Below are 23407 nucleotides of genomic sequence, written 5' to 3'. Positions count from 1 at the left end.
TGTAGACAAGTTAATCCCTTAGTACTTTGCTAATCACACAAACTGTATTTTATCATCTAAGAATACTACTGTCAACAAAATTAATCTTATTCTTCAATCTCAATTATTGTTTCAGTCTCTTGATTACTGTTTTCAGTATTTAATTTTAATGATCTATACTTCATCATACCTGTACCTGCTGGAATTAACTTACCAATTATAACATTTTCTTTTAATCCAACAAGAGGATCAATTTTTCCTTTGATTGCTGCATCAGTAAGAACTCTTGTTGTTTCTTGGAATGATGCTGCTGATAAGAAACTATCTGTAGCAAGAGCTGCTTTAGTAATACCAAGAAGAACTATATCTCCTTGAGCTTTTTCTCCTCCAAAGCTTTCAACTCTTTCATTTTCAGCTCTGAAATCGAACATATCAATCATTACACCTGGTAATAAATTAGTATCACCTTGCTCTGTTACTTTTATCTTTCTAGTCATTTGTCTAACTACAACTTCTAAGTGCTTATCGTTGATATCAACCCCTTGAAGTCTGTAAACTTTTTGAACTTCTGAAAGTAAGTATTCTCTTGCACCATCAACACCCTTAATGCTCATGATATCATGTGGGTTAACTGAACCTTCTGTTATTTCATCTCCAGCTCCAATAGCTATACCATCTTTAACTTTTAATCTTGATCCAAATGGTATGTCATAGCTATATTCTTCTCCTGAATCAGTAACAACATAAACAGTTCTCTTCTTCTTAGTTTCTTCTATTCTTACAGTACCTGCAACTTCACTTACAATTGCTAATCCTTTTGGTTTTCTTGCTTCGAATAACTCTTCAACCCTTGGAAGACCTTGAGTTATATCTGCTCCAGCAACTCCACCTGTATGGAATGTTCTCATTGTAAGCTGTGTTCCTGGTTCTCCGATTGACTGAGCAGCTACGATACCAACAGCTTCACCAATATTAATTTTATATGATGTTGCCATGTTCATACCATAACACTTAGTACATACTCCAACCTTAGAATCACATGTAAATACTGATCTTATTTTTACTTTTTGAATTCCAGTGTCAGCTATTTTTTCAGCTAAAATTGGATCCATGTAAGTATCTTTTGCAGCTAAAAGCTCTCCAGTTTCTGGATGGAAAACATCTTCTGCAGTATATCTTCCTGTTAATCTTTCAGCTAATTGTTCAACTACTTCTGAACCTTCTTTTATTTCTTCAACGTAAATACCATTTTGAGTTCCACAGTCGTGTTCTCTTACTATAACATCTTGGCTTACGTCAACAAGTCTTCTTGTTAAGTAACCTGAGTCAGCAGTCTTAAGTGCTGTATCGGCGTTACCTTTTCTAGCTCCGTGAGTAGATATGAAGTACTCTAATACGTCAAGACCTTCTCTAAATGATGCTCTGATTGGTAACTCGATGATTTTACCTGATGGACTCGCCATAAGTCCTCTCATACCAGCTAACTGTTTGATCTGTGACTTAGATCCTCTGGCTCCTGAGTCTGCCATCATGAATATTGGGTTAAATTTATCCAAACTATTCATTAATGTATCCGCAACTTCCTCAGTAGTCTCAGTCCATTTTTCTATAACTCTTTCATATCTTTCATCTTCAGATATAAGACCTCTTCTATACATTTTTTCGATCTTATCTACAGTTTCATCAGCTTCTTTTAATAGTTCATATTTCTTTTGAGGAACTATCATATCTGAAGCAGCAACTGTAACAGCTCCAATTGATGAATAATGATATCCTGTTGCTTTTATGTTATCAAGCATTATTGAAGTCTTAGTTGGACCATGCTTTAAGTAACATTTATCTATTATTTTTCCTAATGACTTTTTAGTTATTAAGAAATCTATTTCTAAATTGAACATTTCTTCAGGATTTTCTCTATTTACAAAACCTAAGTCTTGAGGTATACATTCATTGAATATTATAAATCCTGGAGTTGTTTTGATTATTCCTGACTTAAGCTCTCCGTCTATTTCTTTAGTAACTTTAACGTTAATCTTAGCATGAATATCAACTTCTTTTAATTGGTAAGCCATTATTACTTCATCAAATGATGCGAAGTATTTTCCTTCACCTTTAGCTCCGTCTTTATCCATTGTTAAGTAATATGAACCAAGAACCATATCCTGAGTAGGTACACAAACTGGTCTACCATCAGAAGGTTTCATTATATTACCTGCTGCAAGCATTAAGAATCTAGCTTCTGCTTGAGCTTCAACTGATAAAGGTACGTGAACAGCCATTTGGTCTCCATCGAAGTCAGCGTTGTATGCTGTACATACAAGTGGATGAAGTTTTATAGCTCTACCTTCAACTAATACTGGTTGGAATGCTTGAATACCTAGTCTATGTAGAGTAGGTGCTCTGTTTAGTAATACTGGATGGTCTGCTATAACTTCTTCAAGTACATCCCATACTTGTGGCATTACTCTTTCAACCATTCTCTTAGCACTCTTTATGTTATGAGCAACTCCGTCTTCAACTAATTTCTTCATAACGAAAGGCTTGAATAATTCTAAAGCCATTTCTTTTGGAAGACCACATTGATACATTTTTAATTCAGGACCAACAACGATAACTGATCTTCCTGAATAGTCAACCCTCTTACCAAGAAGGTTTTGTCTGAATCTTCCTTGCTTACCTTTAAGCATATCTGATAATGATTTAAGAGGTCTGTTTCCAGGACCAGTTACAGGTCTTCCTCTTCTACCGTTATCTATTAAAGCATCTACAGCCTCTTGAAGCATTCTCTTTTCGTTTCTAACTATTATGTCAGGAGCGCCAAGGTCTAATAACTTCTTAAGTCTGTTATTTCTATTTATAACTCTTCTGTATAAATCATTTAAATCTGAAGTAGCAAATCTACCTCCATCTAATTGAACCATAGGTCTTAAATCAGGTGGTATAACTGGTATTACATCTACTACCATCCATTCAGGTTTATTTCCTGATGATTTGAATGATTCTACAACTTCTAATCTTCTTATTATTCTAACTTTCTTTTGACCTGTGCTTTGCTTTAATTCTTCTTTAAGTTCAGCAGCAGTTCTTTCTAAGTCTATTTCTGATAATAAAGTTTTTATAGCTTCTGCACCCATTCCAGCTACAAAGCTCTCTTCACCATATTTGTCACACGCTTCTCTATATTCTTTCTCATTAAGAAGTTGTTTCTTTAATAATGAAGTTTCTTTTGGATCTATAACTATATATGATGCAAAATATAGAACTTTTTCTAAAGCTCTTGGTGACATATCAAGGATTAATCCCATTCTTGAAGGTATTCCTTTGAAATACCATATATGAGATACTGGCGCAGCTAATTCAATGTGAGCCATTCTCTCTCTTCTAACTTTAGATTTAGTTACTTCAACACCACATCTGTCACATACAATACCTTTATATCTAACTCTTTTGTATTTTCCACAGTGACATTCCCAGTCTTTTATAGGTCCGAATATTCTTTCACAGAATAATCCGTCTCTCTCAGGTTTTAACGTTCTATAGTTAATAGTTTCAGGTTTCTTTACTTCTCCTCTAGACCACTCTCTAATTTGTTCTGGAGATGCTAACCCGATTTGTAAAGCATCAAAATTATTTAATTCGAACAAGGGTGTGTCCTCCCTTCATAGTTTAATGTGAATTTTTAAGTATCCCCTTACTCTCATGAGCAAGGGAACACTTTATATCCTAGTTAAAATCATCTTCTATGTCTAAATCACTTGTGAAGTCTAATAAGTCTATGTTTTCATAGTCTATTTCTTCATCAATTTCTTCTGCTGGGATGTATGCTTCCCCTTTTTCCTCTTTAGCTTCTTCTGTTGTTGAATCTTCAGTACCTTCCATGTTAACTTCTAATACTTCGATTTCATCATCATCTTCAGCTAATTCTTTGAATTTAACTTCTTGGTTATTATCATTTAAAACTTTAACGTCTAAGCATAAAGCTTGAAGTTCTTTAATAAGAACCTTAAATGATTCTGGCACTCCTGGTTCAGGAATGTTTTCACCTTTAACAATAGCTTCGTAAGTTTTAACTCTACCTACAACATCATCTGACTTAACAGTAAGTATTTCTTGAAGAGTATGAGCAGCACCGTATGCTTCTAATGCCCAAACCTCCATCTCTCCGAATCTTTGTCCTCCGAATTGTGCCTTACCACCAAGTGGCTGTTGAGTTACTAATGAGTAAGGTCCTGTTGATCTAGCATGGATCTTATCATCAACTAAGTGAGCAAGTTTTAAGATGTACATTATACCAACTGTTACTTCGTTATCAAACTCTTCACCAGTTCTACCATCTCTTAAAACTGTTTTTCCGTTTCTATTGTATCCTGCTTTTTCTAAGCAATCTTCTATATCAGTTTCTGTAGCACCATCAAATACTGGTGTAGCAATGTGCCATCCTAATGCACTTGCAGCCCATCCTAAGTGAACCTCTAATACCTGACCGATGTTCATACGAGATGGAACCCCTAGTGGGTTTAAGCATATTTGAAGTGGTCTACCATCTGGTAAGAATGGCATATCTTCTTCTGGTAATACTCTTGAGATAACCCCTTTGTTACCGTGACGACCAGCCATCTTATCTCCAACAGATATTTTTCTCTTTTGAGCAATGTAACATCTTACAAGTTCATTAACTCCTGGTGATAAATCATCACCATTTTCTCTTGTAAATACTTTTACATCTACTATTATACCAGCTTCCCCGTGTGGAACTCTTAAAGAAGTATCTCTAACTTCTCTAGCTTTTTCACCAAAGATAGCTCTTAATAATCTTTCCTCAGCAGTAAGTTCAGTTTCTCCTTTTGGTGTTACTTTACCAACAAGAATATCTCCTGATCTTACCTCAGCACCGATTCTGATTATACCTCTTTCATCTATATCTTTTAAAGCATCCTCACTTACGTTTGGAATATCTCTAGTTATTTCTTCTGGTCCTAATTTAGTATCTCTAGCTTCGCATTCATATTCTTCTATATGGATTGATGTAAATACGTCTTCTCTAACTAACTCTTCTGAGATAAGCATAGCATCCTCGTAGTTATATCCTTCCCAAGTAATGAATCCCATTCTTATGTTTTTACCTAAAGCTATTTCTCCTAAATCAGTTGAAGGTCCATCTGCTAATACTTCACCTTTAAGTACCCAGTCACCTTTAGCCACTATTGGTCTTTGGTTTATACAAGTACCTTGGTTACTTCTCTTGAATTTAAGAAGTCTATAAGTATCAACACCACCATCTAATTCTCTCTTAACTCTTACTTCGTTAGCACTTACATAAACTACTTCACCAGCATTTTTAGCTTTAGGAAGAACCCCTGAATCTACAGCTGCTTTGTATTCTATTCCAGTACCAACTATTGGAGCATATGGTTTTAATAAAGGAACTGCTTGACGTTGCATGTTTGATCCCATTAGGGCTCTTGATGCGTCGTCGTTCTCTAAGAAAGGTATCATTGCTGTTGCAACAGATACTAGCTGTCTTGGAGAAACGTCCATTAAGTCAACATCCTTACTTGGAACTACTAATACCTCACCTTTATCTCTAACAGTTACTTTCTTATCAATAAAGCATCCATTTTCGTCTAATGGTTCATTAGCCTGAGCTACTAGGTATTGGTCTTCCTCATCTGCAGTAAAGTATCTTATTTCACCAGTTACTCTACCTTCTGCTTTATCTACAACTCTATAAGGAGTTTCAATAAAGCCATACTCATTAACTTTAGCATATGTAGCTAATGAGTTTATAAGACCTATGTTTGGTCCCTCTGGAGTCTCGATAGGACACATTCTACCATAATGAGAGTGGTGAACGTCTCTAACTTCGAAACCAGCTCTTTCTCTTGAAAGACCTCCTGGTCCAAGAGCTGATAATCTTCTCTTATGAGTTAACTCAGATAATGGGTTTGTTTGATCCATGAACTGTGATAACTGTGAGCTTCCAAAGAACTCTTTTATAGCTGCTGCTACTGGTCTTATATTGATTAATTGTTGTGGTGTTATAGCTTCTTGGTCTTGAATAGTCATTCTCTCTTTAACTACTCTTTCCATTCTTGATAAACCAATTCTAAATTGATTTTGTAAAAGCTCACCAACACTTCTTAATCTTCTGTTTCCTAAGTGGTCTATATCATCAACATATCCAATATTATAAGCTAAGCCAATTTGGTAACTTATTGTAGCGAATATATCATCTTTGATGATGTGCTTAGGAATAAGTCTTGTCATATTCTTTTTGATTTCTTCTTTTATAGTTTCTTCATCAGAATAGTTATCTAAGATCTCTCTTAATGTTGGGTAGTGAACTAATTCTCTGATATTTAAATCTGATATATCGAAGTCCACACACTTATGTATATCTACAAAGTGGTTACCAATAATTCTAATTACTCTGTCTTCAACTAAAACATCAACTGAATTTATTCCTCTATTTTGGATTTCTTCAGCATTAGCTCTTGATATTTTTTCACCTTTTGCAACTAAAACTTCACCAGTTAATTTATCTACTATATCTTCTGCTGCTATTTGGTTAGCTATTCTTAAACCAATTGCAAGTTTTTTGTTAAACTTGTATCTACCAACTCTTGATAAGTCGTATCTCTTAGCATCGAAGAATAAAGAATCTATTAAACTAATTGCACTATCAACTGTAGGTGGTTCACCTGGTCTTAATCTCTTATAGATTTCTAATAATGCTTCTTCTTTAGTCTTAGTATTATCTTTTTCTATTGTAGCTTTGAATCTTTCTTCTTCACCAAAATACTCAAGAAGTTCTTGATCGCTTCCAAAACCCATAGCTCTTCCTAGTATACTTATAGGAAGTTTTCTTGTTTTATCTATTCTTACATAGATAACATCATTTGAATCTGTTTCATACTCTAACCATGCACCTCTGTTAGGTATTACTGTTGCAGAGAACAGTTTTTTACCAGTTTTATCTACATTATAATTGTAGTAAACACCTGGTGATCTTACTAACTGAGAAACAATAACTCTTTCGGCACCATTGATTATAAAAGTTCCTTGCTCTGTCATTAATGGGAAATCTCCCATAAATACCTCTTGTTCTTTTATTTCTCCAGTTTCTTTGTTTTGAAGTCTTACAGCTACTTTTAGCGGTGCAGCATAAGTAGTGTCTCTTTCTTTACACTCTTCAACTGAATATTTTATGTTATCCATATCTAGAGTGTACCCTACAAACTCAAGTACAAGATTTCCAGTAAAGTTTGAGATAGGATTAATATCATCAAAAACTTCATAAAGTCCTGCATCTAAAAACCATTTGTAAGAATCTAATTGAATTTCAATTAGGTTTGGCATTTCAGCCACGTCTTTGACTTTTGCAAAGCTCATTCTCGTTCTTTTTCCAACTTGGACAGGATGTACCATCAACTTTCACCCCTTGTATAAACTAAAATAGCCAAAAGCATACTTTCCCTAAGGACCTATGCTTTCGGATTACATACAATATCATCTTTTTAGTATACCCATTTTTTAATGTAGTATACATAAAATTCATATTCAACTTTATACTATTACACAATAGTACATTTACTTATGGTATCATAGGCAATACCCGTTGTCAATATTCTAAAAAAATTTACTTTAAATTATTTTTTACGCCCAATCTCTTGAGTTAAAAAAAAGAGGCACTACTAAGTACCTCTTTTAATATTTTAAAATTAAGCTTTAATTACTTAAGCTCTACTTCAGCTCCAACTTCAGCTAATTTAGCTTTCATGTCTTCAGCTTCTTCTTTAGCTACAGCTTCTTTTAATGTTTTAGGAGCTCCATCAACTATTTCTTTAGCTTCTTTTAATCCTAAACCAGTTAATTCTCTAACTGCTTTGATTACTTTTATTTTGTTTGCACCAGCATTAGTTAATACTACGTCAAACTCTGATTTTTCTTCTGCAGCAGCACCTGCAGCAGCTCCGCCTACAACAGCAACTGGAGCAGCAGCGCTTACTCCGAATTCTTCTTCACAAGCTTTAACTAACTCGTTTAATTCTAAAACACTCATTTCTTTTATAGCTTCTATGATTTGCTCTTTTGTCATGATTCGCACCTCCGAAATTTTCTTTCCTGTTTTTTAAATTTTTATTTTTATTAATTATTCAGCAGATTCTTCTTTTTTGTCTGCTATTGCACTTAATAAGTATGCAAAGTTTGATAGTGGTGACTTGATACTTCCAAGAAGTTTTGCAAGTAACACTTCTCTTGAAGGTATAGCAGCAAGTTGCTCAGTTTGCTCTTTGTTGTAAACTGTTCCTTCTACTATAGCAGCTTTTAACTCAAGCTTTTTGTTTTCCTTAGCGAAATCGTTAAGGATTCTAGCTGGAGCAGTAGCATCTTCGTAACCGAAAGCTATTGAAACTGGACCTTCTAAGTATTCAACTATTCCATCAAAACCTAATTCTTTTGCAGCTAGAGTAACTAGTGTGTTTTTGTAAACTTTGTACTCAACACCTGCTTCTCTTAAGCTCTTTCTTAAGTTTGTATCTTGTTCTACTGTTAAACCTTGGTAGCTAGCAAGTACAACTGATTGAGCTTTTTCTAATTTCTCTTTTATCTCTGCAACTTTAGCTTCTTTTAATTGTCTGTTTTTGTTCACTGTGTCCACCTCCTCACAGTTTAGTTAACTGCTTTATATAATAAGAAAAGTCTTCCCGTAGACATAGGAAGACTATTATATACACTATAATTGCCCTCGGTAGGTTGTTCTACGTTATGCCTTTCAGCACCTACTGTCTACGGAAACTTTCATTCACTTTTTCAACAAAAATTATTTTAACATGCACTTAAACTTATGTCAAGCACTTTATTAAAATTAATCTAAAACTTTAGCTGGGTTAACTTTAGCTCCAGGTCCCATAGTAGCTGAAACTGAAACTGATTTTAAGTATTGTCCTTTAGCAGCAGCTGGTTTAGCTTTTACTAAAGCATCCATTAAAGCTTTGAAGTTTTCAACTAATTTCTCAGTTCCGAAAGATTTCTTTCCTATTGGGCAGTGAACTATAGCAGTCTTATCTACTCTATATTCAACTTTACCTGCTTTGATTTCTTTTATAGCGTTAGCTACGTCAAATGTAACTGTTCCTGATTTTGGGTTTGGCATTAAACCTTTTGGTCCTAATACTCTACCTAATCTACCAACTACACCCATCATATCTGGAGTAGCAACAACTACATCATAATCAAACCAGTTTTCACCTTGAATTTTTTGTACTAATTCGTCAGCTCCAACGAAATCTGCTCCTGCAGCTTCAGCTTCTTTAGCTTTCTCACCTTTAGCGAAAACTAAAACTTTAACATCTTTACCAGTTCCGTGTGGAAGAACAACAGCTCCTCTAACTTGTTGGTCAGCATGTCTTGGGTCTACACCTAATCTTACGTGTAATTCGATAGTTTCATCGAATTTAGCTTTTGCAGTTTTAACAGCAAGCTCTAAAGCTTCTGCTGGAGTATATAATGCATTTTTATCTATTAATTTTGAACTTTCAATATATTTCTTTCCCATTAATATAATCCTCCTTTGTGGTATTAGCGGTTTTTACCTCCCACCGATTTGAATAAATTATTCTACTACTACTACACCCATACTTCTAGCAGTACCTTCGATCATGCTCATTGCAGTTTCGATTGTTGCAGCATTTAAGTCTGGCATTTTTAATTCAGCAATTTTTCTTATTTGCTCTTTAGTGATGTTTCCAACTTTAGTTCTGTTTGGAACACCTGATCCACTTTCTAAGCCTAATTCTTTCTTTATAAGAACTGCAGCTGGTGGAGTTTTTAATATGAAGCTGAATGATCTGTCTTGATATACAGTTATTACAACTGGTATTATTAAGCCAGCTTTATCAGCAGTCTTTGCGTTGAATTCTTTACAGAATCCCATTATGTTTACACCGTGTTGACCTAAAGCTGGTCCTACTGGTGGTGCTGGTGTTGCTTTTCCTGCAGGAAGTTGAAGTTTTATCATTCCTGTTACTTTCTTAGCCATGAGTTTATTCCTCCTATACTGTGGTAATTATCGGACTTCCGCCCTCCCACTTGATCGAGACGTTAGTCTGATTTTTAATCTAATTTTTCTACTTGATTAAAATCTAGTTCAGCTAGAGTTTCTCTACCGAACATATCTACTAAGGCTTTTATTTTGCCTTTTTCAACATTTATTTCTTGGATTATAGCAGCAAAACCACTTAAAGCTCCTGAAATAATGTTTATAGTTTCTCCTACCTCCAAGTCGATATCCATAGCAGTTTTCATTACTCCCATAGATTCTACCTCTTCATCGGTAAGTGGTACAGGTTTTGACCCTGGACCTACAAATCCAGTTACTCCTCTTGTATTTCTTACGACATACCAAGATTCATCTGTCATAACCATGTTTACTATAACATATCCTGGGAATTTTTTCTTTAAAGTAACTTTTATCTTACCATCTTTTTCTTCTGCACTCTCTTCCATAGGAACTTGAATGTCTAAGATTAAAGATTCTAAGTTTCTGTTCTCTATAGTCTTCTCAAGATTTGCTTTAACTTTATTTTCGTATCCTGAATATGTGTGTACTACGTACCATCTAGCTCTATCACTCATATCATACCGGTGAATAAATCACCAAACCTCCCTTATATTATTTAAGTCCAAACACTAACTCAAAGAGGTTCTTAAATACAAAATCCATTACTCCTATTAAAGCAATAGATATTACAGTAAATACAATTACTGCAATAATGGCCTTTTTAGCTTCTTCTTTTGGTGGCCAAGTTATTCTTTTGATTTCAGCCTTAACCCCTCTAAAGAACTTTGTTATACCAAAGCCTCTGCTTTTTTCATTTACATTTTGCTTTGCAGCCATAAATTCACATCCTTAACACCATAATAATGCATTAGAATTTTCTATCCAAAACACTACTTAGTTTCTCTGTGAAGAGTATGAGTCTTACAGAATTTGCAGTATTTTTTCATCTCTATTCTATTAGGATCGTTTTTCTTATTTTTCATAGTGTTGTAGTTTCTTTGCTTGCACTCAGTACATGCTAAAGTTACTTTTACTCTCACGTTCAGCACCTCCAGTTTTGTTGTATATTAAAAGTAGTTCTATCTACCAATACACTGCTAGTTAATTACTAAAATACATTATCATAAATATACACAAGTGTCAACAAACGTTGGCTATGTAAAGGACTAGGTTATTTAACCCAGTCCTTATTATGATAAACTATATGTTATTTTGCTTAAAACTACTCGATTATTGAAGTAACAACTCCTGAACCTACAGTTCTTCCACCTTCTCTGATAGCGAATCTTAATCCTTCGTCCATAGCGATTTCTGTGATTAATTCAACTTCCATGTCGATGTGGTCTCCAGGCATAACCATTTCCATTCCTTCTGGTAATTTGATTGATCCTGTAACGTCTGTTGTTCTGAAGTAGAATTGTGGTCTGTATCCATCGAAGAATGGAGTATGTCTTCCACCTTCTTCTTTTTTAAGTACGTATACTTGACCTACGAATTTTTTGTGTGGGTTGATTGTTCCAACTTGAGCTAAAACTTGACCTCTTTCGATATCAGTTCTTTGGATACCTCTTAATAATGCTCCGATGTTATCTCCAGCTTGTGCTTCATCTAATAACTTTCTGAACATTTCGATTCCTGTTACAACAGTTTTTCTTCTTTCTTCAGTTAATCCGATTACTTCTACTTCGTCTCCTACATGTAGAACTCCTCTTTCAACTCTTCCTGTTGCAACTGTTCCTCTACCAGTGATTGTGAATACGTCCTCTACTGGCATTAAGAATGGCTTATCTGTTGCTCTTTCTGGTGTTGGGATGTAGCTATCTACAGCATCCATTAACTCTCTGATACAAGCTGTTGCAGCTTCGTCAGTTGGGTTTTCTAATGCTACTAAAGCTGATCCCTTGATTACTGGAATATCGTCTCCTGGGAAGTTGTACTCGCTTAATAACTCTCTAACTTCCATTTCAACTAATTCTAATAATTCTTCGTCGTCAACCATATCTGCTTTGTTTAAGAATACTACGATGTGGTCAACTCCAACTCTTGATGATAATAAGATGTGCTCTCTTGTTTGAGGCATTGGACCATCAGCTGCTGAACAAACTAATATAGCTCCATCCATTTGAGCTGCTCCAGTGATCATGTTTTTAACGTAGTCAGCATGTCCTGGACAGTCAACGTGAGCGTAGTGTCTGTTAGCTGTTTCGTACTCAACGTGTGCTGTGTTGATTGTGATTCCTCTTTCTTTTTCTTCTGGAGCTTTATCTATTTCATCATATTTGAATGCTTCTGCTCCACCAGCTTGTGCTAAAACTGTTGTTATAGCTGCTGTTAAAGTTGTTTTACCGTGGTCTACGTGACCGATTGTTCCAATGTTAACGTGTGGTTTGCTTCTTTCAAATTTTGCTTTTGACATTGCAAATTCCTCCTTTAAAATTCAAATAAACTCTACCTAGCGTGTTGTATTTTCCTTATTTTGGATTGGAGCTCACGATCGGGATTGAACCGACGACCTCCGCCTTACCAAGGCGACGCTCTGCCGACTGAGCTACGTGAGCACCTTACATTCATTTAATTTACCTATGCCATAAAAATTTTACTACTAATAAAATTCTTTGTCAATACTTTTAAAAAATTGCATTATTTAATGTTTAAACATTTTTCAAGCTTTCTTTTTACACGTTGTAATGCATTATCTATAGATTTAGCTTCTCTATCTAAATCACAGGCAATTTCTTGATATGATTTACCATCTAAATAAGAATTTAATACCTCTAATTCTAGTTCAGAAAGCACACTATTAATTGCACTTTCTATTTTTTCAACCTCTTCTTTACCTATGACCAATGATTCAGGATCTGTAATTGTTATTCCTACTACAGTATCTAAAAGCGTTCTATCAGATTCTTCCTCGTAAATAGGTTTGCTTAAAGAAATATAAGTGTTTAATGGGATATGTTTTTGCCTTGTTGCAGTTTTTATAGCAGTTATTATCTGCCTTGTAACACAAAGTTCTGCAAAACTTTTAAATGATGCAAACTTATCTGGATTAAAATCTCTTATTGCTTTATATAATCCAATCATTCCCTCTTGATATATATCTTCTTTATCTGCTCCTATAAGAAAATATGATTTAGATTTAGCTTTTACAAACTGCTCATACTTACTTATTACATATTCTTGAGCCATATTATCACCATTTTTAGCTAGCATAACTACTTCTTTATCTGTTAAATCTTTAAATTCTTCATAATTATTGATTTTAGCCAAATCATAAGTAATCCCCATATTCTCTACACCCCCAGATAAAAATCTAATATCCAATAAATTACAAATAAATTATAAGGTTTATATATGACTTCGTCAATATTACCCTCTTCTCATTTTTTCTAATTTTTCTAATACACTTTCTTCTAAAGTATCGCCTAAAAAATTTTTACCTAATTCTAATTTATTTTTTTCTGCCTTTTTTCTAATGTTATCCTGAACTTTTAACACTTCATTGTAGAATTCAATAGATGACATTCTCACGGCCCCTCTTTGGAAAATAGTTTGTTGTTCTAACCTATCTGAGGTTACAACAACAATTTCTACTTTTCTTCCTAGTTCATCTACCATTCTCTCAATATATGCATCAGCAATTTCGCCTTCTTTTGTAAAGACAGTAATTATATTTCCAGATAACTCTTTGCTTTCAATATTTCCAGCAACCTTATGAGCATCAAAAACTAAATAAATTTTACAAGAGTTAAAAGCAGCATAATTTTCAAGCATTTCTGTAAGCTCTGTTCTTGCTATATCATAGCTATAATTTTTTGACTTTTTTAGATTAGGCCAACTATTTATAACATTATAACCATCTATAAATATAACTCTCATCTCATCACTCTTTTTCTACTTTATTATTCTTGATTTTAATACCTCATACATCATTATACCACCTGCAACTGAGGCATTTAAAGAATTTATTTTTCCAACCATTGGAATTTTAACTAACTTGTCACACTTCTTCTTAGTTAAGTTTGACATTCCTCTACCTTCACTACCGATTATTATTCCACAAGCACCTTTGAAGTTTGTTTCATAACTATATTCTTCTCCAGCTATATCAGCTCCATATATCCATAAATTGTTAGCCTTTAATTCTTCAATAGCATTATTTATATTAGTAACTTTTGCAATTTTCATATGTTCAATAGCTCCTACAGAAGCTTTATAAACAGTTCCAGTTACTCCAACATTTCTTCTCTTTGGAATTATGATACCATGTGCACCACATAATTCTGCTGTTCTTACTATTGATCCTAAGTTATGAGGATCCTCTAATTCATCTAAAATAACTATGAATGGATCTTCATTTTTACTTTTAGCTAAATCTAATATATCTTCAACAGTACTATATTTAAAAGGAGTTATTTGTGCTATTACTCCTTGGTGAGCTTTAGTTTCGCTCATTAAGTCAAGTTTCTTTCTATCAACTTCTTTTACAACTATTTTCTTTTCTTTAGCTAATCCTAAAATTTTGTTTATTGAACCTTCCATTTTTCCATTAGCTATAAATATTTGCTCTATAGTCTTATCTGACTTTAATAATTCTATAACAGCGTTTCTTCCTTCTACTAAATCTTCTCTTACTTTAACTTCTTCCTCAGCAAAAGTTCTAGTATTTCTAGCATATTTTTCTTCTCTTGCTCTTTGTTCTCTTTCTAAAGCATACTTTTGCTTACGAGTTAATTGTTTATATTTATTTTCTGACTTTGTCATTTTGTTCTCTCCTTAAAAATTCCTATTTTCCAAGATATAATGTTCTCATCTCTTTAAGCTTTCCACAACACATTTTTCCTTCAGGACATGGACCTGCTACACAACTTGGACCTGCATTCTTAAATAATATTGGGGCAACCTTTTTAACTTCATTAACCATTTTTTCTGCCATAGTTCTTATTTCCCATTGAGCTCTATCACAACATCTATGATGGAAGAAGTTCATTAAACTTCTAGCATTCATAGTAAATACAATTTTTGTTTCACAAGCATTAGGGAAAACATATCTTGCATCCTCTATAGCTTTTTTCTCAGCTGGTTTTTCACCAATTCCTTCACTAATATATTTATCTTTTAATCTTTCAACTATTTCATCATATGCTTTTTGTGCACCTTGCATTTGGTCAATAAATAGCTTTTTAGCAACTTCATCATTTTCTATAGCTGGTGGTACTATGTATTCAAATTGATCTAACTTAACATATCTTTGAGATTGCTGTGAGTAAGATGCTATTCTATGTCTAACTAACTGATGAGTTAAGCTTCTTGAAACTCCTTCTACTGCAAAAGTAAATGAAACATGCTCTATTGGTGACATATGACCATATGACATAAGCATATTTAAAAACTTTTCCGCGCCTTCATCAGTTAAATTTTCTAATATATCATCAACACCTACAGGACTATAGCATAATTTAGCCGCTGCTGCTATGGTCTTTTCTGGTTCTGGTGTATATTGTAATAATTTAACTTTTAACATTAATATTTCTCCTTCCTAAACGTGAACTTCTATACATTTCAATAAGAACTCATTTAATCTTTCTTCTTTTCCAGTAAGATATAAATAACCTACTAAAGCCTCAAATCCTGTTGCATTTCTATAATCTCTAACATTTGCATTCTTAGGTACTGTTGCTGACTTAGCATTTCTACCTCTTTTATAAATATAAAGTTCATCTTCCCTTAGCTCATCTTCTAAAGCATTTATTATGTCACTTTGTGCCTTAGCTTTTACATATTGTATTGCTTTAACATGTATTTTGTGAGCTGATAAACCTGCATTTTCACTTAATATATAGTTTCTTATAAAAACTTCGTAAACTCCATCTCCTATTAAAGCTAATTGAAGTGGGTTTAACATTCTAGCTTCACTTTCTGAAAACTCTCTGTATAATAAATTCTTCAATATCTTATCTCCTTTTGTTTGAGCTTAATTTAAAAATTATATAGAATTTATTTATTTAAAACTATTAAACTACAAATTCAAATCTAATTCAATCAAAGATTTTAATATGATTAAATTTAGATTTTTTTAAATTATTGAATTTACTTTTATTTTAATAGTTATCAAATAAAATTCTTTAAAATAATAACTTGCAAAAGAAAGTTCCTTTGCAAGTTTATTATCTAAATTATATCATCTTCCATCTAACACCTTGAGGTGTATCTTCTAAGACAATTCCTCTATCTTTTAATTCATCTCTTATTTTATCAGCTAAAGTAAAATCTCTATCTTTTCTAGCTTGTTGTCTCTTAGCTATTAAAGCTTCAATCTCTTCTTCTAGATTTCCTTTAGTTGATTTTTGGAACATTCCTAATGGAGCTCCTAATTCTCTTATTAACTCTAAAGCTTTTTGAGCTAATTCCTTTGATGAGTCAATTGTTATATTTGTATTAGTATCTTTTATTAAATCAAATATAGCCGTTATAGCATCTGCTGTATTAAAATCGTCATCCATTTTTTCAATATATTTTTCTTTATATTTGTTTAATGACTCTAAGTAAGCTTTTTCTTCCTCATTCATTTCTTCTCTAGAAACTTCATCTATTAAGTTTTCTAAGTTTCCTATAGCATTGTATATTCTTTCAACTGAAGCTTTAGCTGACTCTAATAAGTCTTCACTAAAGTTAAGTTGTTGTCTATAATGAGCTGATAACATTAAAAATCTTATAACATCAGCATCATATCTTTCTAATATTTCTCTTGCTGTAAAGAAATTATTTAATGATTTTGACATTTTTTCATTGTTTACATTAACAAAGGCTGAATGTAACCAATATCTTGCAAAAGGTTCACCTGTTAAAGCTTCACTTTGTGCTATTTCATTTTCATGGTGAGGGAATTTTAAGTCTGATCCACCAGCATGAATATCTATAGTTTCACCTAATAATTTTTTAGCCATGCATGAGCATTCTATATGCCATCCTGGTCTTCCCATTCCCCAAGGACTATTCCAAGCTGGTTCACCTGGTTTTTGAGCTTTCCATATAGCAAAGTCCATTGGATCTTTTTTTCTTTCATCAACACTTATTCTAGCACCTGATTGAAGATCTTCTATGTTCTGTCCTGATAACTTTCCATATCCCTCAAACTTCTTAGTTGAGAAATAAACATCTCCATCAACTTCATAAGCATATCCTTTATCAACTAATCCCTTAACAAATTTTATTATCTCTCCAATAAATTCTGTAGCTCTTGGATTAACTGTAGCTCTTTCTATATTTAATGCATCTGCATCTTGGTAATACTCTTTTATATAAGTATCTCCAATCTTCTTTACAGTAGTGCCTTCTTCATTAGCCTTTTTTATCATCTTGTCATCTATATCTGTAAAGTTTTGAACAAAATCAACTTTGAATCCTCTGTATTCAAAATATCTTCTTATAGTATCAAAAACTATAAATGTTCTACCATTTCCTATGTGAAAAAAGTTGTACACAGTAGGACCACAAACATACATTTTAACTTCTCCTGGAGTTAAAGGAATGAATTCTTCTTTTTTCTTGTTTAAAGTATTATAAACCTTAATCACTACTTGACCCTCCTACCTTATATTATTAGTAACTCACCCTATATTAAATAAGGTGAGCTCTATTATTATATTCTAATTATATACAATTCCGTTAATCTTATAAATTATAAAGATAAATTTGCTCTTTCAAATTCTTCTCTTACTCTATTATAAACTTCTTCTATAGATAAAGTCTCAACTTCTCCACCGTTTCTAAGTTTAAATTCAACTTGACCTTCACCAATCATCTTTCCAACAGTTATTCTCATTGGAATTCCCATTAATTCAGAATCTTTGAATTTAACTCCTGCTCTTTCTTTTCTATCATCAAGTAGAGCTTCAACTCCCATTTTTCTTAATTCATTGTATATTTCTTCAGCTTTAGTTGCTTGTTCTTCATTTTTAACATTAGCTGGTATAACTGATACATGGTATGGAGCTACTTCTAATGGCCATATTATTCCGTTTTCGTCATTGTGTTGCTCTATTATTGAAGCTACAGTTCTTGTAACCCCTATTCCATAGCATCCCATTATAAATGGTTTAGCTTTTCCATCTTCATCAATAAATGTTGCACCCATAGACTCTGAATACTTAGTTCCAAGTTTGAATATATGTCCAACCTCAGTACCTCTTGAAATAGTTATTTCTTTTCCACACTCAGGACATTTTTCTCCTATAGTAACATTTCTAAAGTCACCAACTATTCCTTCAAAGTCTCTTCCATAGTTTACATTTTTTAAGTGCATATCAGTTTCATTAGCACCAATTATGAAGTTATACATATTAGCTACTTCTTGGTCAACTAATAACATATCTACTTTTATTCCCATAGGACCTGCAAATCCAACAGCTGCGCCAGTAGCTTCTTTAACAGCCTCTTCACTTGCCATTTCTAATTCTATAACTTCTCCAATAGCATTAGCTATCTTAACTTCGTTAGCTTCTCTATCTCCTCTTAATACAACAGCAACCACTTTATCATCAGCTTGGAATATTAAAGTTTTTGCTATTTTCTTTGGTGAGCATTCAAAGAATTTTGCTAAATCTTCAATTGATTTAACAGCTGGAGTTTCAACTTTTTCTACTTCCATTAATTCTTCTTTTTCTGCATGTTCTGGTGTTGATGGAGCTTTTTCTATGTTAGCTGCATAATCACAAGCTGTACAGAATACTACATCATCTTCTCCAACTTCTGATTTAACCATAAACTCAGCTGAACCTGATCCACCTATAGCTCCTGAATCAGCTGCAACTGCCTTAGCATCTAATCCACATCTATTGAATATATTAACATATGCTTTTCTCATTTTTTCATATGCTAAATCTAATCCTTCTTGATCTTTGTCAAAGCTATATCCATCTTTCATTATGAATTCTCTTGATCTCATAACTCCAAATCTTGGTCTTCTTTCATCTCTATACTTAGTTTGTATTTGATAAAGATTTAATGGTAATTGCTTATATGACTTTATTTCATTTCTAACTATATCAGTAAATACCTCTTCGTGAGTTGGTCCTAAGCAAAAATCTCTGTTATGTCTATCTTTTAATCTAAACATTTCTGCTCCATAAGCATCCCATCTTCCTGATTCTTGCCATAACTCAGCTGGTATTAAAGCTGATGCTAAGAATTCTTGAGCACCTGCATTATTCATTTCTTCTCTTACTATATTTTTAACATTTTCTATAACCTTTAATCCTAAAGGCATATAGTTATAAATCCCAGCAGCCATCTTTCTCATAAGACCTGCTCTAAGCATAAGCTTGTGACTTTCTATTTCTGCTTCAGCTGGAACTTCTCTTAAAGTTCCTACTAACATATTTGACATTTTCATAATATACTACCTCCTCATAAGCTATTTATAATCTTAATATTTTAATTAATTTCATTTAAAAAATAAAAAAAAGCTCTACCCTAAAAAACTTTAGGGCGAGCTTGTATTTCGCGGTACCACCTAAATTTGTACTCTATTCATTGTTAACGGTATTAAACCCGGTTAGTTTTTTGCTACGACTCCAAAGTAGGTTCAAAACATGTTGAAAATCTCTCAGCCTAGTATTTTCTCTCTGTATAAGCGTTTCTACTAATCTTTTTCACAGTCTTTACAACTATTAAATTTTCTTAAATCTTATAAAATTATATCCTTATAAAAATAACATGTCAATATACTGTCTCTATCTTGTGATCCTTACTTAACAAAATGTTCTGCTAATATTAAGTCTTCTGGTGTTGTAACCTTTATGTTTTTATAGTCACCTTCAAAAAGATAAACTTTTTCTCCTAAAAGTTCTACTATCATAGTATCATCCGTAACTTGAATCTTTTCATTTTTAACTTTGTTATGACCTTTTTTTATTAAATTATATTTAAAGCATTGTGGAGTTTGAACAGCTACTAAAGATGCTCTATTTGGTGTATCCACAGAGAATCCTTCTAAATTTTTAACTTTTATAGTGTCCTTTGGCATAACACCTGGAGCTGCTGCTCCAAACTCTCTAGAATACTTTATTCCGTCTTCTATTATTTTATTGCTTACAAAAGCTCTTGCTCCATCATGTATTAAAACAATATCACAATCTCCTATGGAATTTAATGCATTGTAAACTGAATCCTGTCTTTCCTTTCCACCTTCAATAATTTTAGATATTTTAAAATCAAATCTAGGTTCTATTTCTCTTTTAAAATAATCTATTTCATCCTTAGGTAGAACAAGAATTATTTCATCAATACCTTTACACTCCTCAAAAGCTTTTAAAGTATAATATATTATAGGCTTACCATTTATTTCAATGAATTGCTTACTAACTTCAGCACCCATTCTTTTTCCTTTTCCACCTGCTAATATTACGCTAACTACTTTTCCCATAATTAAATTCCTCTTAAGATTTATATTTAGCAAATATCATTCTTCCTGCTGCAGTTTGAAGTACTGAAGTTACAACTACTGTTATTTCTTTTCCCATGTACTTTCTACCACCTTCTACAACAATCATAGTACCATCATCAAGATAAGCAACCCCTTGTCCAGATTCTTTTCCATCCTTTACAACAGTAAGAGTCATCTCTTCTCCTGGTAATACTACTGGCTTAATTGCATTTGCTAATTCATTTATATTTAATACTGGAACACCCTGAAATTCAGCTACTTTATTTAAGTTATAATCATTTGTTACAACCTTACCATTTAATTTTTGTGCTAATTTTAGAAGTTTAATATCAACCTCTGCTATTTCTGGGAAATCACCTTCCCACATGATTACTTCTATCGGAAGCTCTTTTTGGATTTTATTTAATATATCTAATCCTCTTCTTCCTCTTGTTCTTTTTAAAGAATCTGAACAATCTGAGATGTGTCTTAATTCATCAAGAACAAAAGTTGGAATTACTAAAGCTCCCTCTATAAAACCAGTTTGGCATAAATCAAAGATTCTACCATCAATTATTACAGATGTATCTAAAACCTTTGGAGTAGCCTCATTCTTCTTATTAGAAGAATTCTTTGTTTTCTTTTCTTTAGATTGATTTTTTCTAAAATTCTCAAAGTATCCTGTAATATCTTCTCTTTTCTTAACAGCTATATCAGCTCCTATAATCATAGCTATTATGTTTATGATAACTGACACAATAGGTCCTAACATTTCATTTAAGCCACTTAAAAAGCTACTTAATGGCAACGTTATTACTAAAGCTAATACTAGAGCTACTATAGCTCCCCCCGCTCCAAATATTATTTCACTTGGAGATAATTTAGATATCCCTTTTTCTATAAATGTTATAAGTTTTCTTATAGATTTATAAATAAAAGGAGAAAGAATAAATAAAATGATTCCAAAAACAGCAATTAAAATTACATAAAATGATACCTTAAAAAAAATGTTTGTTAAATATTCATTGCCTATAGCACTTTTTCTTATTCCGTCTGCTAAAACAAATCCAATCAACAACCCTAAAATAGTGAAAATTACTCTGAAAATTTTCTTTATCACAAACTCACCTCCTATATAATTATTGACATGTTTAGTTTTTATCATTCATAGTTGTAAAATATTTATAATATATTTTCTTAATTATACCATATTGAAGCACTTTAATACTTACAAATATTGTTTAATTATTATAATTAATAAATTACCCCCTATAAATCTTTTTAAATTTGATTTATATTAAAGTCAAGTTAACAAGCTAATTAGTTTTTAACATATATTTAGTTTTGCAACCTAAATCATTTGACAAATATAACCAAAAAATTCTATAATTACTATAGGGTCAAAGATTAGTATATAAGGAGTGAAACACTATGAAGGACGTAATTTTTGACGATTTTCAAAATAGCGTTAATAATTCTTTACTTAGACACAAAAGCATATTAGATATATTGAGTAAATATCAAGAATCTCAAGCAAGAGCTAGCAGAGCTATATGCAAAGCCGTTACAAATTGCGGTTGCATAGAGATTTGTGCTAAAAAACAGAATATGCTAGAGGATACTGACCTATCCTTAGAAGAACTTAATCCACGCTTAAGTTCTCATATAAAAGGTGACTTATGCGAAAATTGCAGAGAAGTTATAGAACGTGAACTTGGAAATAATCTCTTCTATTTAACTTCACTATGCAATGCACTGGATCTAAACCTATTTGATATCTTATTAAAAGAATATAACAAAATGGATACTTTAGGTAAATTTACTTTTAGATAAATATTAAGTGCCATATTTATATGGCACTTCTTTTTATAAATTTTTATTTAAAGCAACTTGTTCTCTTATTCTTCTTAATCCATTTTTTATTGCTCTAGCTCTAGCTTCTCCAATTCCTTCTACTTGATCTAATTCTTCATTACCAGCTTCAAGAATATATTTAAGCTTTCCAAAATGTCCTACTAAGTTTTCTATTACATTTGAAGGTATTCTTGGTACCTTATTTGATATTCTATACCCTCTTGGTGACACTAATGTGTCAATTAAAGATTTTCCTACATATCCTAATTCTTTTGCTATTATATCTAAATCTAATAAATCTTCAGCCGATAACTCTTGAATTTCTTTGTAGACATCATTATATTCCATCTTGTCATAGCAATAATCTCTTATTAAAAGGACTCCATCTTGTTCTATACTTCTTACTAATTCATTTAATTGCATAGAAATAAGTCTTCCCTCATTTCCTAGCTCAATAATGTAACCCTCTATCTCTTCAACTATCCTCATTACCATTTCAGTTCTCTGTATAGCTGTAGTTACATCAAAAAGAGTTGCTAGGTCTTGAAACTCAAGTATGTTAAGATTATTTGTTACTCTTTCAAGTACAGCTACATACTTCTCTAATGTTTGTATAGCCTGATTTGCTTTACTTAATATAACTGCACTATCCCTTAAAACATATTTTATGTCACCTTTATAAACAGTAATTATATTTCTTCTTTGTGATATAGCTATTGCTATTTTATTTGTTTGCTTTGCAACCCTTTGAGCAGTTCTATGTCTTGTTCCTGTTTCAAAAGTACTTATAGATTGATTTGGCATAAGCTGAGCATTTGCGTAGAGTATTCTTTTTCTATCTGAAGTAAGTACTAATGCTCCATCCATCTTAGCAAGCTCATATATATATGCTGGACTATATTCAGAATTTATATTAAATCCACCATCTACTAAATCTAATATTTCTTCATTATCCCCTAATACTATAAGTCCTCCTGTTTTGGCTCTAAGTATATTATCTAATCCTTCCCTTAAAGAAGTACCTGGACTCATTATTTTTAATATTTTTTTTAACTCATCATCATGTACAGTTCTCATTTACTCAC

General features: G+C 32.6%; 21 protein-coding genes, 1 tRNA gene and 1 other annotated feature. Of the genes, 1 reads left to right on the top strand and 21 read right to left on the bottom strand.

Going from position 1 to position 23407, the window contains the following annotated elements:
* Positions 1-86: 86 nt before the first annotated feature.
* The 20 genes from rpoC to I6G60_RS02930 all read right to left on the bottom strand — a co-directional run bounded on the left by rpoC (position 87) and on the right by I6G60_RS02930 (position 21588).
* Positions 87-3623: a DNA-directed RNA polymerase subunit beta' gene (gene rpoC, locus I6G60_RS03025; RefSeq protein WP_003460614.1), complete on the bottom strand. Its 3537-nt coding sequence runs from the start codon at positions 3621-3623 to the stop codon at positions 87-89.
* Positions 3624-3702: 79 nt separating this feature from the next.
* Positions 3703-7407: a DNA-directed RNA polymerase subunit beta gene (gene rpoB / locus I6G60_RS03020; RefSeq protein WP_003460611.1), complete on the bottom strand. Its 3705-nt coding sequence runs from the start codon at positions 7405-7407 to the stop codon at positions 3703-3705.
* Positions 7408-7711: 304 nt separating this feature from the next.
* Positions 7712-8077, bottom strand: a complete 366-nt coding sequence (rplL, locus tag I6G60_RS03015; protein ID WP_003452170.1) for a 50S ribosomal protein L7/L12 — start codon at positions 8075-8077, stop codon at positions 7712-7714.
* A gap of 54 nt (positions 8078-8131) precedes the next feature.
* Positions 8132-8632, bottom strand: a complete 501-nt coding sequence (gene rplJ / locus I6G60_RS03010) for a 50S ribosomal protein L10 (RefSeq protein WP_003452177.1) — start codon at positions 8630-8632, stop codon at positions 8132-8134.
* A 34-nt stretch (positions 8633-8666) separates the two neighbouring features.
* Positions 8667-8793: a sequence feature (ribosomal protein L10 leader region), on the bottom strand.
* A 55-nt stretch (positions 8794-8848) separates the two neighbouring features.
* Positions 8849-9538, bottom strand: a complete 690-nt coding sequence (rplA, locus tag I6G60_RS03005) for a 50S ribosomal protein L1 (RefSeq protein ID WP_003452172.1) — start codon at positions 9536-9538, stop codon at positions 8849-8851.
* Positions 9539-9595: 57 nt separating this feature from the next.
* Positions 9596-10021: a 50S ribosomal protein L11 gene (gene rplK / locus I6G60_RS03000; protein ID WP_003452181.1), complete on the bottom strand. Its 426-nt coding sequence runs from the start codon at positions 10019-10021 to the stop codon at positions 9596-9598.
* A 74-nt stretch (positions 10022-10095) separates the two neighbouring features.
* Entirely contained in the window at positions 10096-10617 is a 522-nt protein-coding gene (nusG, locus tag I6G60_RS02995; RefSeq protein ID WP_003452167.1) for a transcription termination/antitermination protein NusG, read from the bottom strand.
* 37 nt (positions 10618-10654) lie between these two features.
* A complete protein-coding gene (gene secE / locus I6G60_RS02990) occupies positions 10655-10879 on the bottom strand; it encodes a preprotein translocase subunit SecE (protein ID WP_003479237.1) in 225 nt (74 codons plus the stop codon).
* A 53-nt stretch (positions 10880-10932) separates the two neighbouring features.
* Positions 10933-11082 carry a 50S ribosomal protein L33 gene (gene rpmG / locus I6G60_RS02985; protein WP_003482374.1) on the bottom strand — a complete coding sequence of 50 codons (150 nt, stop codon included), beginning with the start codon at positions 11080-11082 and terminating at the stop codon, positions 10933-10935.
* 182 nt (positions 11083-11264) lie between these two features.
* Positions 11265-12458 carry an elongation factor Tu gene (tuf, locus tag I6G60_RS02980; RefSeq protein WP_003452162.1) on the bottom strand — a complete coding sequence of 398 codons (1194 nt, stop codon included), beginning with the start codon at positions 12456-12458 and terminating at the stop codon, positions 11265-11267.
* A 66-nt stretch (positions 12459-12524) separates the two neighbouring features.
* Positions 12525-12600: transfer RNA gene (locus I6G60_RS02975), tRNA-Thr, on the bottom strand.
* Between the two features lie 82 nt (positions 12601-12682).
* On the bottom strand, positions 12683-13330 hold the full coding sequence (sigH, locus tag I6G60_RS02970; protein WP_003459372.1) for an RNA polymerase sporulation sigma factor SigH: 648 nt from the start codon (positions 13328-13330) through the stop codon (positions 12683-12685).
* Between the two features lie 81 nt (positions 13331-13411).
* Positions 13412-13921 (bottom strand): NYN domain-containing protein, encoded by a 510-nt coding sequence (locus I6G60_RS02965; protein ID WP_003459316.1) that lies wholly within the window; start codon positions 13919-13921, stop codon positions 13412-13414.
* 15 nt (positions 13922-13936) lie between these two features.
* The gene (gene rlmB, locus I6G60_RS02960) at positions 13937-14806 is read right to left on the bottom strand and encodes a 23S rRNA (guanosine(2251)-2'-O)-methyltransferase RlmB (RefSeq protein ID WP_003459298.1); all 870 of its coding nucleotides are present in this window, start codon (positions 14804-14806) and stop codon (positions 13937-13939) included.
* A 22-nt stretch (positions 14807-14828) separates the two neighbouring features.
* On the bottom strand, positions 14829-15566 hold the full coding sequence (gene thyX / locus I6G60_RS02955) for an FAD-dependent thymidylate synthase (protein WP_003452247.1): 738 nt from the start codon (positions 15564-15566) through the stop codon (positions 14829-14831).
* Between the two features lie 15 nt (positions 15567-15581).
* A complete protein-coding gene (locus I6G60_RS02950; RefSeq protein ID WP_003459297.1) occupies positions 15582-15992 on the bottom strand; it encodes a Mini-ribonuclease 3 in 411 nt (136 codons plus the stop codon).
* A gap of 226 nt (positions 15993-16218) precedes the next feature.
* Positions 16219-17616, bottom strand: coding sequence for a cysteine--tRNA ligase (gene cysS, locus I6G60_RS02945; RefSeq protein ID WP_025648643.1), 1398 nt, complete (start codon positions 17614-17616; stop codon positions 16219-16221).
* A gap of 107 nt (positions 17617-17723) precedes the next feature.
* Complete coding sequence (locus tag I6G60_RS02940) at positions 17724-19436, bottom strand: proline--tRNA ligase (protein ID WP_003459370.1); 1713 nt, start codon at positions 19434-19436, stop codon at positions 17724-17726.
* Positions 19437-19790: 354 nt separating this feature from the next.
* Entirely contained in the window at positions 19791-20468 is a 678-nt protein-coding gene (ispD, locus tag I6G60_RS02935) for a 2-C-methyl-D-erythritol 4-phosphate cytidylyltransferase (protein WP_003459324.1), read from the bottom strand.
* 13 nt (positions 20469-20481) lie between these two features.
* The gene (locus I6G60_RS02930; RefSeq protein WP_003459365.1) at positions 20482-21588 is read right to left on the bottom strand and encodes a PIN/TRAM domain-containing protein; all 1107 of its coding nucleotides are present in this window, start codon (positions 21586-21588) and stop codon (positions 20482-20484) included.
* A 311-nt stretch (positions 21589-21899) separates the two neighbouring features.
* On the opposite strand from I6G60_RS02930, the gene I6G60_RS02925 reads away from it, so the two are divergent.
* Positions 21900-22301: a nucleoside triphosphate pyrophosphohydrolase family protein gene (locus tag I6G60_RS02925; RefSeq protein ID WP_003459340.1), complete on the top strand. Its 402-nt coding sequence runs from the start codon at positions 21900-21902 to the stop codon at positions 22299-22301.
* Between the two features lie 33 nt (positions 22302-22334).
* Here I6G60_RS02925 and disA read toward each other — a convergent pair whose 3' ends face one another.
* Positions 22335-23399 carry a DNA integrity scanning diadenylate cyclase DisA gene (gene disA / locus I6G60_RS02920; RefSeq protein ID WP_003452233.1) on the bottom strand — a complete coding sequence of 355 codons (1065 nt, stop codon included), beginning with the start codon at positions 23397-23399 and terminating at the stop codon, positions 22335-22337.
* Positions 23400-23407: the final 8 nt, after the last annotated feature.

The organism is Clostridium perfringens, assembly GCF_016027375.1.
GTDB lineage: Bacteria > Bacillota > Clostridia > Clostridiales > Clostridiaceae > Sarcina > Sarcina perfringens.
The sequence above is the reverse complement of the archived record's forward strand: the minus strand, read 5'-3'. Positions and strand labels throughout refer to the sequence as shown.